Consider the following 14,440-nt stretch of genomic DNA (forward strand, 5'->3'; position numbering starts at 1 on the left):
TCCATTTTACATGCCAATTAAATGTCGATATTTTCTGTTTTCTCTCTCTAACATTATAGAGTGTATTTGTAGAAGGTGTAAAATTATTATTTTGTATTATAGTTTGAAAGCTTGTAAATTAAATAAATCTTTTGTAAAATTTGTCGAAATATAGTTCTATATAACGAATCATTTGTTATGATAGAAATGCTGAGAAAATATGAAATAGAGAGAGGAAAATGGCTGTGAAGAAATTGTTAAGTGTCTTTTTATCATTCTTGCTATTGCTTTCATTTACTGGAACTTTAGCGCAAGCAGAAGAAACTGCTTCTATGTCAGTAGAAAAAGCAATTGAAGTATTTAAGCAGCAAGGGAAAACGAAGGGGATAGTAGAAGGATATATTGTTGGATATACGCAAAGTTCTTCTAAATATACGAAGGATCCAGCTAAGTTTGATGATACAAACGTAGCAATTGCAGATTCGCCAAACGAAACGAATCCAGACAAAATCATGCCCGTTCAGTTACCGAAAGGTGATGTGAGAACGGCAGTGAATGTAAAAGATCACCCTGAAAATATCGGGAAGAAAGTTATTTTGACTGGGACTCTTGAATTATATTTTAGTAACCCAGGTCTAAAATCAGTAACGGCTTATAAGTTTCAAGGTGAAGGACAAAACCGTGTTAGCGATGTAGTAGCTTCACCGAACGGCGGAGAAGTTGCTAAAGGAACAGCGGTAACATTAACGACGAATATAGAAGGCGCAACAATCTACTATACGTTAGATGGCTCTAATCCTAATAATAAAAGTGTTCGTTATAATGGACAAATTATAGTGAATGAAAATAGTGTAGTAAAAGCAATCGCAGAAAAAGAAGGACTTACTCCTTCAGCAATTTCGACATTTTCATTTATTATCGTAAATAATGAACAGGTTCGTATTCATGACATTCAAGGAAAATCACATATGTCTCCTTACAACGGGAAGAAAGTATACAATGTGGAAGGCGTTGTCACAGCGCTTGATAAAAACGGCTTTTATATAGAAGATAATCAACCAGATAATGATCCAGCTACTTCAGAAGGTATGTACGTATATAAAAAAGATGCGAATGTAGCAGTAGGAGATCTTATTCAAGTTGATGGAGTAGTAGAAGAATATGTTGGACCAGGATATGCAGAGCGATTTGAAACAGACTTAACGACGACAGAAATTAAGGCGAGTCGCGTTGCTGTAGTCGCAAAAGATCAATCTTTGCCGGCACCGATTGTACTTGGCGAAAACGGTGTGAAAATCCCGGACCAGATTATTGATAATGATGCATTTGGTTTATTTGATCCAACTGAAGATGCAATCGACTTCTATGAAAGTATAGAAGGTATGCGTGTTACGATGCCAACACCAAAAATCATTACACCTCAGAAAAACGGAAATTTATATGTAACAGTAAAAAATGGTGGAGATAAAATAGTAACACAATATGGAACACCTCTATTAGATGAAAATCAATTAAACCCAGAGCGCCTTTCTGTAAAAGTACCTCGCGATTATGTAGCAAAAGTAGGAGATACTTTCACTGGAGATATAACAGGGGTAGTCGGATATGATTACGGTTCGTTCCGCATTTCGCCAATAACAGAACTGCCAGCTGTAGTGGATGGTGGATTTAAGCAAGTAGGGGCAAATATTCAGCCTCGTCTTGATAAGTTAACGGTTGCTACATATAACATTGAAAACTTCTCGGCGAATAAAAAAGAAACAACAGATGAAAAGGTAAAAGCGTTAGCGTATTCTATTAAATACAATTTAAAAATGCCAGATATTATCGGTGTAGAGGAAATGCAAGATAATAACGGATCAATTAATGACGGTACAACAGATGCGTCATTAAGCGCAAAACGTATCATTGATGCAGTTCTAGAAATTCGCGGGCCAAAGTATGAGTATGTAGAAATCGCTCCAAACAATAATCAAGACGGAGGAGCACCAGGAGCGAATATTCGCGTCGGTTTCTTCTATAATCCATCACGCGTGAAATTAGCGACGGTACCGAAGTTACTTGATAAAAATGTCGTTCGTATTGGAGACGAAAATCCATTATTTGAAAGTACACGTAAACCGTTAGCGGCAGAATTTACGTTCCAAGGACAAAACATTGTTGTCGTTGCAAATCACTTAAACTCAAAAATAGGAGATGCAACGCCATTTGGAAAAGTGCAGCCGCTCGTATTAAAAAGTGAAGACAAACGAATTCAGTTAGCGCAAGAAGTAAATCATTTCGTACAAGGAATTCAGAAAAAGAATACGAATGCACCAGTTGTCGTGTTAGGTGATATGAACGATTTCGAATTCTCTAAACCACTAAAAACACTAGAGGGAACAATCTTAAAAGATATGTTAAACACAGTACCGAAAGAGAATCGTTACACGTACATTCACGAAGGAAATGCGCAAGTGTTAGATCATATTTTAGTAACAAACAACATCGCACCGCACACAATTGTAGATCCAGTGCACTTAAACTCAAACATAATGAAAGAGCACGGACGTGTAAGTGACCACGACCCAGTACTTGCTCAAATTGATTTGAAGAAGGCTTCTTAAAGTGGGGAACGCTTAGGTGACTAAGCGTTCTTTTTTTGCATCGTTATAGAATAGTATAAAGAGATGATTCCTTTTTTTGTAATCTAATGATAAAATTGATTGAATATTTAGTTTTTAACGAGGGGGACAACAATGCAGTTACAAATAAATGGAAAGGTAATGAATCAGTTTGCAATTTTTTTTAGTACGATCATCATGCTTCAGTTTGTAGCTGATATAACAGGACTTACAAGCAATCTAGATATTACGTATAACTTAATACATACAGCAGCTTCTTATATAACATTTAGTTTGGCGGTTATTTTCACTTTAATAGGTGCAAGAAGAGAATTAAGTAAATATGCAATTGTTTCATTATGTTTAGTTGTAGGTATTAAAGCGATTTATTTTGTAGCGGTCGTTATTTTATGGGGGTTGGCTGGTACACCGTAAGTGAATAGTAAATAAACCCTAATTTCCAATATAGTAAGGAAATTAGGGTTTTATTATACTTGAAACGCTTTTCTACACCGCTCTCTTTTTTGCAGTCTTCTTTTATATTTTTTTCTATCCCGCTTTACTCCTTGTATATACATAAGTAAGCTAACGAAAAGGAAGAAAGCACATTGCGTCATTAAAATATATGGTGACATGCCTTGCAATGGTTGTTTCGGATCATATAAATGAAAAGGTGCTCCGCCTATTGAAGGAAGTATTGTATTTAGCAGGACGTACGGAATGGAGGCGGCTGCAAATGGAAAGAGAATTGCCATATAGTCTTTTTGTGACCATACAGATGCAGCAAGTCCTAAAAGGGCCATTAAACCTGCAAATAAAAAATTAATTCCGATATATACAGTAATGTAAGTGAGAGGCGCATCAAAATATAGGTTTGCGAACATTCCATCAGCATTTATGATGCCTGACCCAACCGTAGGTGTTCCGTCTGGAATGGTTAATTTGCAAAATAATAACGATAAGATGAATGGAAGTATATAAAGAAATCCTCCGCAAAAAAACGTAACGATATATTTCGCTACGGAATAAGGAAATATAGAAATCCCCTTACTCACAAACGGTTTAAAACCATCGGACTTATCCGAATTGTAACTTGTACTAAAGGGGAAACTCGCAATAACTGGCATTAATAATAAATAAACATCCATTTCATTGTCGCGAAATCCAATCCATTTTAAATCTGTTGATATAGGACCATTTGCTGCGTCTCCTAAATAACGAATTACATAATAATAGTGATAAATGCAAATAAGAACGAATCCACTAAGCATCATAATGAAAGAAATACGACTACAAAAAGCTTGCTTTATATTTAAACGAAGTGCACGCATCATGAATGAAAAAGCCTCCACTGTTTTGATAAACTTTTCTATTTTCTATATTACTATTAATTGTAAAGATTTTCTTGTTTTTTTATTTGATTATTTAAAAAAGAGGAATTTTGTTGTTGTGAAGTAAGGTTAGCTGGAATTAATTTTTTCTAAAATATGGTTGACAATTAAGTATTACATTTGTAATCTTAATTGTAGATTACGAATGTAATACTTAGGAGTGAAACATACGATGACAAATCAATTACCTAAAATATCTGAAGCAGAATTAGAAATTATGAAAGTACTTTGGTCGAATTCTCCACAAACAGCGAATGAAATTATAGAAGAACTGGAAGATACAATGGACTGGAAACCAAAAACAATCCGCACATTAATTAATCGATTAGTACAAAAGGAAGCCGTTTCTTACCATCAAGATAAAGGGCGAATGTATGCTTATTATCCGTTAGTATCACAAGATAATTATTTGCAAGTGGAAACGAAATCTTTACTAAAGCGTTTTTGCGGTGCAGCGTTTAAACCATTACTTGTTAATTTCTTAAAAGAGGAGAAATTATCTTCAGAAGATATTAATGAATTAAAACGCATTTTAGATGAGAAGACAGAGGAGAATAAGAGGAAGGATCGATAAAAATGATAAACACGCTTATAAATGTATACCTTCCTCATTTTTTTGATTGGCTTATAGAAACGTCACTTATGGCTAGCATATTAGTTGGATTTATTTTATGTATAAAAGTTCTATTTAGAAATAAATTAACCCCCCGGTGGCAATATATGCTGTGGATCGTATTAATGATAAGACTCCTTTTACCGTGGTCGCCAGATAGCTCTTATAGCATTTACTCATTACTTTCCTATCGTTCTAGTGTATCGGAAGTGATTCCAAAAAATATGCCGGCTACTGAGAATATAGTGAACATAGAAAGCGACCGTAAAGTGGAATTGGAATCAAATCCTAAAATGGTGACAAAAACTAGCGAACCGGAAGTAGAAGTCAGTTTGGAAAAACAGACTACATTTTCTTTATACAAACTTGCTTTGTATGTTTGGCTAGCTGGGGTAATCATATTAGCAACCATCACGTTTCTTACAAATAGACGGTTATATTCGTACATAAAGAAACAACCCGATATTACAGATGAACAGGCCATTACAGTGTTTAATCGCTGTAAGCAGTCTATGAAAATGAAGAAGGCAGTTTCGTTACGTCTAGCGGGAAAGATTGCGAGCCCAACTGTGTTTAGTTTCTTTCGTCCGAAAGTATTACTATCAAAAAAACATATGAAAGTATTAAATGAGCAACAATTACAATATGTCTTTTACCATGAGTTAGCTCATATTAAGAGAAACGATGTAGCTGTAAATTGGATTATGTACAGTTTAATCCTATTAAATTGGTTCAATCCGATTCTTTGGTACGCCTATTTTTGTATGCGAGAAGATCAAGAATTAGCCTGTGATGCATATGCACTTACTTTTATAGATAAAGAGGAACAAATTGCATACGGTCATACAATTATTACCCTTTTAGAACACTATTCCTATCAAGTACCAAGCCTAGCAAATTTAAGTAGAAATAAACGAACACTAAAAAGGAGAATCATTATGATTAAAAAATTCCAAAAGAAATCGTATCGTCTTTCTTTACTTGGGATTATTGCTATAGCAACTATAGCAGGCGGATTTTTATTAAATGCAAGGATAACTGAGGGAGATGAAAGACAGAAAGAAAAAGTTGTAGAAAAAAAGCAATCTAAAGCGGCATTTGAAAAAGCGATAGAAACAGTATTAGGTACACCAGAGAATGCAAGTAGAGAATGGGGGATGTCAATAACGTCATATAAAAAGAATACAGATTTTTTGTATTTGGCAGAAAAGAATTTTACAAAAGAAGAATTTGAGCAGTATGTTCGATTATTTAAGGAAGCGCAAGAAATTCATAAAAAAGCAATGGTTAAGAAAAATGTGCCTGAGAATTATGATGGAGATACAAAGGAATATAAACCTGAACGCTTGAAGAAAGCTGATCAAGAAAGATTAGCTACTATTGAGAAGACATTAAAGCCGCTTGGAGATAAGCTGGAGAAGTCTTTAACATATACTATAGAAGAAGCAAAAGAACATGTACCGTATCAAATTAAGCAGCCGACTTATATACCAGAAGGTTATGAGCTAAAGAGAGAATGGGCTGACTCATATTTTGGAAGAGATGTAGAATTAGTTATTAAATCAGAATATACAAAAGGGAAATATGGTTTTACGATTTATCAGTCAAGGATGTATATGGATGGTAATGTTAATGGTGGTAAGGATCCACTACACTATATGATGCCTGGAGAAGAGAATTTAGAAAGTTATAGTTTAGACGGGAAAGGAATGGTCTATAATAAATCTTCTCATGGAGAGGGGAAGTTAAGAGGCCTTAAAATGTTTGTACCAGCACAAGGTAAGAATAGTGATTATCAAATTGTCATAGTGAATGATATTTTTACAAGAGATACAAAGATATACGAAGAGATAATCGATGATGAGCTAACTAAGAAAGAAATGGAGAAAATATTACTTTCTATGTCAAAATAATAGACAGTGTTCTTAAACCGTTGGTTTTAAGAACACTGTCTATTTTATTAAATTTCTAGTGGGATCTAGTCAGCAATTATTTACGAATATATTCTAGCTTTCCATACAAGTATACTTTTTGATAAACTATGGACAGTATGATATAACTTGACTGGAATTTTTTTATATTGGAAATAATAAAAAGAGAACTTGTATAGAATGTAAGCGTGTGGTAATATCAAAGATGTACCAATTGACTATATTATCCAATTGGTCATTTTTGGAGGTGATGATGTGGCAATAGATCGAAAACGTTCTATTATTGAGGCTGCAACAAAGTCTTTTTCAGCGTTCGGTTATAAAGCAACAACGATGGATCAAGTAGCGAAGTTAGCGAATGTAGGAAAAGGAACGATTTATACTTTTTTCAAAAATAAAGAAGAGCTATTTGGTGAAATTATTTCTAATTTAATTACAGAAATGAAGCAAGTTGCAGAAAGTGCAATTCGTTCAGATGTTTCATTTTTTGAAAATGTACATAGAGCATTATATAGCATCTTGGAATTTAGAAAAGAACATCAGCTCATGATTAAATTAATTCAAGAAGAGCGCGATATGGGAACGAAAGAAGTACAAGAAGTTATGCAACAAGTTGATGTGGAAATCGTTTCTGTTATTCAATCGTATTTAAAGATTGCGATTGAAAAAGGTGAAATTAGCAAATGTGATCCAGAAATTACAGCATTTATTATGCTTCGTCTATACGTATCGCTTATTTTTGATTGGGAAAAAAATCACGAACCGCTAGAAAAAGGAAAAATTGCAGAATTATTTGAACTTTATTTATTAAAAGGATTGTCAAATTAAGATAATCCTTTTATTATTATAAAATATGACTAAATGAACAAAACGGTCATATATTTAATTTAAGGAGGGAAAATAATTTCATATTGAGTAAAAGTTGCATAGTATAAATTCGGGGATAAGGCATATGTATGAATAAATATAGCCTTTTTATTTGGGTAAAAATGACTAAATGAACATTTTAGTCATTTGAAAGAGGGGGAGTAAAGATGAAATGGAATCAGTTACTTCGGAAAGAGTTTACTGAAATTATAAAAAGTAAAAAAATATTAATTCCAATTATCGCGGTTTTATTCGTACCAATTTTATATGCAGGTATGTTTTTATGGGCTTTTTGGGATCCATATAAACAGTTAGATGATTTACCAGTTGCGGTAGTCAATTTAGATAAAGGTGCAGTATTTGATGGGAAACCAATTGAGGTCGGAAAAGGGCTCGTTGATAACTTAAAAGATAATACAAGTTTCAAATGGGAATTTGTAAGTGAAAAAGAAGCGAAAAAAGGAATGGAAGGTAGAAAGTATTACATATTAGTGCGCATTCCAGATGACTTCTCAAGTAACGCTACAACATTATTAAAAGATGATCCAAAACCATTAAACTTAGAATACATTCCAAACGAAAGTTTAAACTTCCTATCTTCACAAATTGGCGGAACAGCCATTGAAAAAATTAAAGGTGAAGTATCAAGCACGTTAACGAAAACATATGCAGAGAAAATGTTTGATTCCATTAAAGACGTCTCAAAAGGACTAGCAGATGGGGCGGAAGGAGCAAGTAAACTACATGACGGATCAAGTGAACTGCATGATGGTTCGAATAAAGTGACGGATGGCCTTCATACACTTCAAGGGAAATCTGGGGAGATGAAGGATGGAGTTGGGAAACTAGCAGATGGGTCAGGAAAAGTAACAAGTGGTTTAAATACGCTAAATAGCAAAACAGGTGAAATGCAGATAGGTATAAGGAAATTAGTAGACGGATCCGGAAAAGTAACAGACGGTTTACATGTATTAAATAGCAATGCAGGTATCGGAAAATTAATAGATGGATCCGGAAAAGTAACGAACGGTTTAAATACGTTAAATAGTAAAACAAGTGAGATGCAAACAGGTGTTGGAAAATTAGTAGATGGGTCCGGAAAAGTAACAGACGGTTTAAATACGTTAAATAACAAAACGGGTGAAATGCAAAAAGGAATTGATGAATTGCGTGATGGATCTGAGAAAGTGACCGGTGGTTTGAACAAACTAGTAAGTAAATCCGATGAATTGAAAACAGGAACAACGGATCTATCAAATGGTATGGAACAACTGGTTGGGGGACAAACCCAATTAGAGGGAGCTTCTCAAAAAATTGAAAAGGGTTTGGAAGATTTAGATCGTGCAGTAAAAAATTCTGCTGAAGGTTTAAAGGAAATGCAGTCGAAAGGCCCTTCTATATTGAATACAGTAAATGAGAAAATAAATGGAGCTGGGGCGAATGTAAAGCAGTTAAATGAACTTACGCAATCAACAGCGGGAGATGCAAAAAATGCAGCACAAGATGTAGCGAATTTACAAAAGCAAATCGAGAGTTTACCAAAAGAATATCAAGAGCAGTTACAACCATTCATAACAAGTGCTATAACAAGTACAGCGACAGTTCAGCAAAAAGCTGCTGGAGTAGCAGGTGGAACAAATAAATTAAATGAAGAAGTAAAACAATTAAAAAGCGAAATAAATCAAAAAACAGGTGATTCACAAAACAAGCTTTCGAATACAGAAAAATTGGACTCTTTAACAGATAGTATTGAGAAATTAGTCGGTGTACAAAAGGTGTTTATTGGGAATTTTCACGAGTTTGGTAAGAAATTAAATGGAGCAAAAGAAGGCGCAAATAAATTTAAAAACGAATCCGGTCAATTAATTGATGCGATAAATCAATTAGCAGATGGCTCCGGTAAAGTAACAGGTGGCCTAGACACATTATCTGCAGGAGCAAATCAAATGGCAGGTGGTGTCAATCAATTAGCAGATGGCTCAAGGCAAGTAACAGGTGGTTTAGGTACATTATCTGCAGGAGCGAACCAAATGGCAGGTGGTGTCAATCAATTAGCAGATGGCTCAAGGCAAGTAACAGGCGGTTTAGGTACACTATCTGTAGGCGTAACGAAATTAGCGGACGGCTCAAGCCAAGTAACAGGTGGTTTAGGTACATTATCTGCAGGAGCGGGCCAAATGTCAGGCGGAATAACGCAATTAGCTAATGGCTCCGGTAAAGTAACAACAGGCTTAGGCACATTATCAACCGGCTCAACACAGCTAATCGACGGAGTAAATAAACTAGCAGATGGATCAGGAAAAGTAACGGATGGCCTCGTGAAAGTAAACGATGGTTCAGGCGAACTTGCTGAGAAACTTGGCGAAGGAGCAGAGAAAACTGGTGAAGTAAAAGGAACAGATAAAACGTATGATATGTTTGCGAGTCCTGTAAAAGTGAAGACGGAGAAAATGGCGGAAGTTCCTAACTACGGAACTGGATTTACACCGTATTTCTTATCACTCGGTTTATTTGTTGGGGCACTACTATTATCTATCGTATATCCATTACGTGATACAGTTGGTGTTCCGAAATCAGGATTTAGTTGGTTTATTAGTAAATTCGGCGTGTTACTATCAGTTGGCATTATTCAAGCGGTAGTAGCAGATATTATATTGCTATTTGGATTAGGTGTAGAAGTACAAAGTATTCCGTATTTCATACTCTTTAGCATCGTTACAAGTTTAGCGTTTATCGCATTAATTCAATGTTTAGTAACAGCATTTGGTGATGCAGGCCGTTTCATTGCCATCATCACATTAATTATTCAGCTTACAACAAGTGCTGGAACATTCCCACTAGAATTGATTCCGAAGCTTTTACAACCATTCAATGCTTGGTTACCAATGACATACTCTGTATCAGGATTAAAAGCAGTCGTATCAAGCGGAGACTTTAACTTCATGTGGCAAAACATAGGAATACTCATGATCTTTATCGTTGTGTTATCAATTGGAACAATCGCTTCATTAACGTGGATGCATAAACGACAGTTTAAAAATATTGCTGAAAATCAATCGGTTGAAGCATAGAAAAAAGCACCTTTTCGGTGCTTTTTTATTTTAATAGAGGGCATCTTTTCCTTAGTTCATCTATAAATCTTTCTAAAAGCTATAGAAACAAAAGAAAAGGAATTACAACAATTTACAGAGAAACATAGGGTAGAGGAGTTGATATGATGAAAGGTAATCTTACTTATTATTTTATCGTAAATCCGCTAATAATCTTTCTTGTTTATGCCCTTTCACCTATATTGTTTGATAAAGAAGTATATACAAGTATGAAAGATGCATTTGGAATACTTACGTTCTACTATGTGTTAATGGGTGGATATTACTTTATTGATATTTTAAGTGAAAAGATAAAGAAAAAAAGTGATGGAGGATAAAAAATGACTGAAAGTGAAATGAAATTCTGTGATACGACCATTCGTAACTTTTTCGATAAAGAGGATCGTTTAAAATCGATTCCAGGTCAAAAGAAGAAAAAACTAGTATTGTTAGAGCATTTAATTAGCAAGTTAAATGCTGAAAATCAATATACAGAAAAAGAAATTAATACATTTATAAAACAATATCATGATGATTTTTGTACAATTAGACGTGAATTTATTGTACAGGGGTTTATGGATAGAGAGGATAATATGTACCGTATAAACGGGAGAGAAGTTTGGACGAAGTGGGAGGAGTTAAAATAATGAATCAGCGAGGGGATCCCCGCTGATTATAAGCCTGTGCTAGTCTTGCTGTTTCTTTGTAGTAAGTCTATGAACGCTTCAACATTCGAACTTGTAATGTATCCAAGCGTTATATATTCATCTTCATAGTAAAATATTATTTTTTTGTCAAAGATTCTTCTCTTCGTTTCTATGGATAGAATTTTTTCATAATCAAATTCGGCAATGAATGTGTTTTTATATTGGCTAAAAAAGAGAAGTCTTTGATTAGTAGCAAGTAACATGCCAGGATACGGGACTTTATGCGTAATCATATAGCCAGTAAGTGAACATTTTAAAGTAGATAAAACCTTTTCTTCTTTATGTAATAGTTGTTTTGCAGCTGTTAAGATTGGATTCATTGCATACATTCCTTTTATTTTGATGTATGAATATTGTATCAAGAGTAAAAAGATTCTCAATATGCAATATTGCATATTGGACGTTTTATAGTTTTAATATTATTTTTAAAAAGAAAAAGTACGAGGTGATTCAATGATACGGTTAGTAAAAGAGACTGATGCAGAAGCAATTATGGATATTAGAAAAGAAATCATATTATCGGAAACTACTACAAAATTTTTTATAGTATCTCCAAAGAAATTACAAAATGATACGAATGCAGAAAGAGAAAAGATACGGAAAATTAATGAGAAAGGCAATCTTTACATAGTTTATGAAGTAGATAAAAAAGTGGTTGGCTTTTTACTTTTCAATCGATATGAATTAGACCGCTTACGACATGCAGGTACAATGGGAATGGGAATTAAAGAGGCGTACTGTAATCAAGGCATTGGTACGAAGTTAATTGAATTTCTTATTCGTTGGGCTAAAGAGCAGAAAGGTTTAGAGAAAATTTGCTTAGGCGTAGTTTCTATTAATGATAGGGCGATTAAGGTGTATAAACGTATGGGATTTGTAGAGGAAGGCAGACAAAGAAAGCAAATAAAGTATGAAGATGGATCATATGGAGATGACGTATTGATGGGGTTTTATATTGAATAAAGGATATATGGTATTAAGAAAAGGAATGTACCTAACGTAAATTTCTAAAAGCAGTATATTGCTCCTGCATTAACAGACTTTTTCCTATGTATAATATTAATATAGTAAAATCATAACAACCGATATTGCAGTTTCCAATAATATACTATATAATCAATTTAAGAAAACGTTTTCATTCAAAGGGGGAGAATTTCGTGTCGACTATAGAGGACGTGGCGAAATTAGCGGGGTTATCAAGGACAACGGTTTCTAGGGTGATTAATAATCATCCATATGTTTCAGATGAGAAGAAAAAAAGGGTTCAATTAGCAATGAAGCATTTAGGCTTCGTTCCTAATTCTGCGGCGAGAAGGCTTCGTAAACAAAAAACGGAAACAATTGCGGTGCTAGTTCCAAGGATTACAAATCCTTTCTTCAGTAGATTTATTGAAGCAATCGAGATTGCTGCTTCTGAACATAAATATAAACTGATTATTTGTCAAACAAGATATTTACCGGAAAAAGAGATGGAGTATTTACAATTATTATCTACGAAACAAGTAGATGGGATTATTCTATGTTCACTAGAAAATCCGTGGGAAGATGTAGAGCCATACTTACAGCACGGTCCAATCGTGTTGTGTAATGAATATATTGAGGAAGCAAATATTCCAACAGTGAAGTTTGATCATGCGCAAGGAGCATACATAGCTGCGAAGCATGTGTTAGATCAAGGATATCGTAATCTTATTTTTTGCCGTGGTAACGAAACCAAAGTCGTTAGCCAGCAGCGAAAAATGGGCTTTTTACGTGCAATAACTGAGAAGAGCCGCCAAGTAGAAGCGATTGACTTTCTTGAAAACGCTTTCTCTTGGGAAGATGGAAAACGAATATTCCATGAAGTATTAAAGGACAAAAAAAATCCTACCGCGATTTTGGCAGGAGGCGATGAGGTAGCGGCTGGAATTATCTCAGAGGCGAAACGCCATAACTGGAGCATTCCAGATGATCTTGCTGTTATCGGTTTTGATAATCAAATATTATCGCAGATTACAGAACCAGGTATTACGACAATTGAACAGCCAATTGATGAAATGGCCCGAAAAGTTGTCGACCTAATGATGGATAAAATCCATACGAAAAATTATCGAAAAAAAGAATTGTATGAGTTTGAACTGGAGCTCTTGGTGAAAGGTTCAACGATGAAGGATAAGATGTTATTAGCCTAGTAGACTATGTCTGCTAGGTTTTTTTATGTTCACAAACTACTATTCTTCGTGAACGCAATCGTCACATTTGTTATGGTATGCTTCGTGCTGCTCATCAATTTCTTTCCCGCAGTGTGCGCAAGTTTTCGTCGGTAAATTTCTGAAAAACTCCATTGGTTGATCGATCATGTCAATCCCTCCATTTCCATTTCTTACTATCATTGTATTAGTACAAAAAATAAAAGTCAACAACTGTTTTATAACAAAATTGAAAATTAATGAAAAAGTTTAGGAAATGGATTATAGTTAACAATGTAGGATGTAAGTAAAACATGCATTTCTACTCGGTTTTAGAAAGGATGGATACATATGAAAATGACTGTTGTCGGCTTTTGGGGCGGCTTTCCAGAAGCGGGAGAAGCAACGTCGGGGTATTTGTTTGAACACGATGGTTTTCGTTTACTTGTAGACTGTGGTAGTGGTGTACTAGCACAGCTTCAAAAATATATAACACCATCTCATATAGATGCAGTTGTACTGTCACACTATCATCATGATCATGTTGCGGATATCGGGGTATTGCAATATGCGAGATTAATTATGAGCGGGGCGAAGGGGCAACTACCGGAATTACCAATATACGGCCATACCTTTGACGAGAATGGATTCCATTCTTTAACGCATGAACCACATACGAAAGGAATCGCGTACAATCCAGAAGAAACACTTCAAGTTGGACCGTTCTCGATTTCATTCTTAAAAACTGTTCATCCTGTTACATGCTTTGCGATGCGTATTACAGCTGGAGATGATGCTGTAGTATACAGCGCTGATTCAAGTTATATTCCTGAATTCATTCCATTCACGAAAGATGCTGATCTTTTCATTTGTGAGTGTAATATGTATGCACATCAAGAGGCTGCAAAAGCAGGGCATATGAATAGTACAGAAGTAGCAAGTATTGCGAAAGATGCAAATGTAAAAGAACTTTTATTAACGCACTTACCGCATACAGGCAACCCAGCTGATTTAGTAACAGAAGCAAAACAAATTTTCAGTGGCCATATTACGCTAGCGCATAGTGGCTACGTATGGAACTCATGAGGTGAT

General features: G+C 34.9%; 14 protein-coding genes. 11 read left to right on the top strand and 3 right to left on the bottom strand.

Annotated elements, in window-relative coordinates; translation table 11 throughout:
• Positions 1-218: 218 nt before the first annotated feature.
• Both BAQ53_RS05305 and BAQ53_RS05310 read left to right on the top strand, forming a co-directional pair.
• Positions 219-2,585: a DUF6359 domain-containing protein gene (locus tag BAQ53_RS05305; protein ID WP_208906572.1), complete on the top strand. Its 2,367-nt coding sequence runs from the start codon at positions 219-221 to the stop codon at positions 2,583-2,585.
• Between the two features lie 132 nt (positions 2,586-2,717).
• Complete coding sequence (locus tag BAQ53_RS05310) at positions 2,718-3,017, top strand: hypothetical protein (protein ID WP_001176844.1); 300 nt, start codon at positions 2,718-2,720, stop codon at positions 3,015-3,017.
• Positions 3,018-3,070: 53 nt separating this feature from the next.
• Here the strand turns inward: BAQ53_RS05310 and BAQ53_RS05315 are convergent, their stop codons facing one another.
• A complete protein-coding gene (locus BAQ53_RS05315) occupies positions 3,071-3,916 on the bottom strand; it encodes a hypothetical protein (RefSeq protein WP_208906573.1) in 846 nt (281 codons plus the stop codon).
• A gap of 229 nt (positions 3,917-4,145) precedes the next feature.
• On the opposite strand from BAQ53_RS05315, the gene BAQ53_RS05320 reads away from it, so the two are divergent.
• The 6 genes from BAQ53_RS05320 (at position 4,146) to BAQ53_RS05345 (ending at position 11,120) form a co-directional block, all read left to right on the top strand.
• Positions 4,146-4,547, top strand: coding sequence for a BlaI/MecI/CopY family transcriptional regulator (locus BAQ53_RS05320; RefSeq protein ID WP_000184507.1), 402 nt, complete (start codon positions 4,146-4,148; stop codon positions 4,545-4,547).
• A 2-nt stretch (positions 4,548-4,549) separates the two neighbouring features.
• On the top strand, positions 4,550-6,499 hold the full coding sequence (locus BAQ53_RS05325) for a M56 family metallopeptidase (RefSeq protein WP_208906574.1): 1,950 nt from the start codon (positions 4,550-4,552) through the stop codon (positions 6,497-6,499).
• A 273-nt stretch (positions 6,500-6,772) separates the two neighbouring features.
• The gene (locus BAQ53_RS05330) at positions 6,773-7,345 is read left to right on the top strand and encodes a TetR/AcrR family transcriptional regulator (protein WP_000963382.1); all 573 of its coding nucleotides are present in this window, start codon (positions 6,773-6,775) and stop codon (positions 7,343-7,345) included.
• 206 nt (positions 7,346-7,551) lie between these two features.
• A complete protein-coding gene (locus tag BAQ53_RS05335) occupies positions 7,552-10,455 on the top strand; it encodes a YhgE/Pip family protein (RefSeq protein ID WP_208906575.1) in 2,904 nt (967 codons plus the stop codon).
• Positions 10,456-10,598: 143 nt separating this feature from the next.
• On the top strand, positions 10,599-10,811 hold the full coding sequence (locus BAQ53_RS05340; protein ID WP_001986098.1) for a hypothetical protein: 213 nt from the start codon (positions 10,599-10,601) through the stop codon (positions 10,809-10,811).
• Between the two features lie 3 nt (positions 10,812-10,814).
• The gene (locus BAQ53_RS05345; protein ID WP_208906576.1) at positions 10,815-11,120 is read left to right on the top strand and encodes a DUF2087 domain-containing protein; all 306 of its coding nucleotides are present in this window, start codon (positions 10,815-10,817) and stop codon (positions 11,118-11,120) included.
• Positions 11,121-11,146: 26 nt separating this feature from the next.
• Here the strand turns inward: BAQ53_RS05345 and BAQ53_RS05350 are convergent, their stop codons facing one another.
• Positions 11,147-11,500: a PH domain-containing protein gene (locus BAQ53_RS05350; RefSeq protein ID WP_001068226.1), complete on the bottom strand. Its 354-nt coding sequence runs from the start codon at positions 11,498-11,500 to the stop codon at positions 11,147-11,149.
• 133 nt (positions 11,501-11,633) lie between these two features.
• Here BAQ53_RS05350 and BAQ53_RS05355 point away from each other — a divergent pair, with 133 nt between their 5' ends.
• The gene (locus tag BAQ53_RS05355) at positions 11,634-12,143 is read left to right on the top strand and encodes a GNAT family N-acetyltransferase (protein WP_000620464.1); all 510 of its coding nucleotides are present in this window, start codon (positions 11,634-11,636) and stop codon (positions 12,141-12,143) included.
• A 194-nt stretch (positions 12,144-12,337) separates the two neighbouring features.
• Complete coding sequence (locus BAQ53_RS05360; RefSeq protein WP_000103715.1) at positions 12,338-13,351, top strand: LacI family DNA-binding transcriptional regulator; 1,014 nt, start codon at positions 12,338-12,340, stop codon at positions 13,349-13,351.
• A 39-nt stretch (positions 13,352-13,390) separates the two neighbouring features.
• Here the strand turns inward: BAQ53_RS05360 and yhfH are convergent, their stop codons facing one another.
• Positions 13,391-13,519 (bottom strand): protein YhfH, encoded by a 129-nt coding sequence (yhfH, locus tag BAQ53_RS05365; RefSeq protein ID WP_000567010.1) that lies wholly within the window; start codon positions 13,517-13,519, stop codon positions 13,391-13,393.
• A 180-nt stretch (positions 13,520-13,699) separates the two neighbouring features.
• Between yhfH and BAQ53_RS05370 the strand changes: the two genes are divergently transcribed.
• Entirely contained in the window at positions 13,700-14,434 is a 735-nt protein-coding gene (locus BAQ53_RS05370; RefSeq protein ID WP_000784679.1) for an MBL fold metallo-hydrolase, read from the top strand.
• The last annotated feature ends 6 nt before the right edge of the window (positions 14,435-14,440 follow it).

This window comes from Bacillus sp. B25(2016b) (genome assembly GCF_001679765.1).
GTDB lineage: Bacteria > Bacillota > Bacilli > Bacillales > Bacillaceae_G > Bacillus_A > Bacillus_A thuringiensis_K.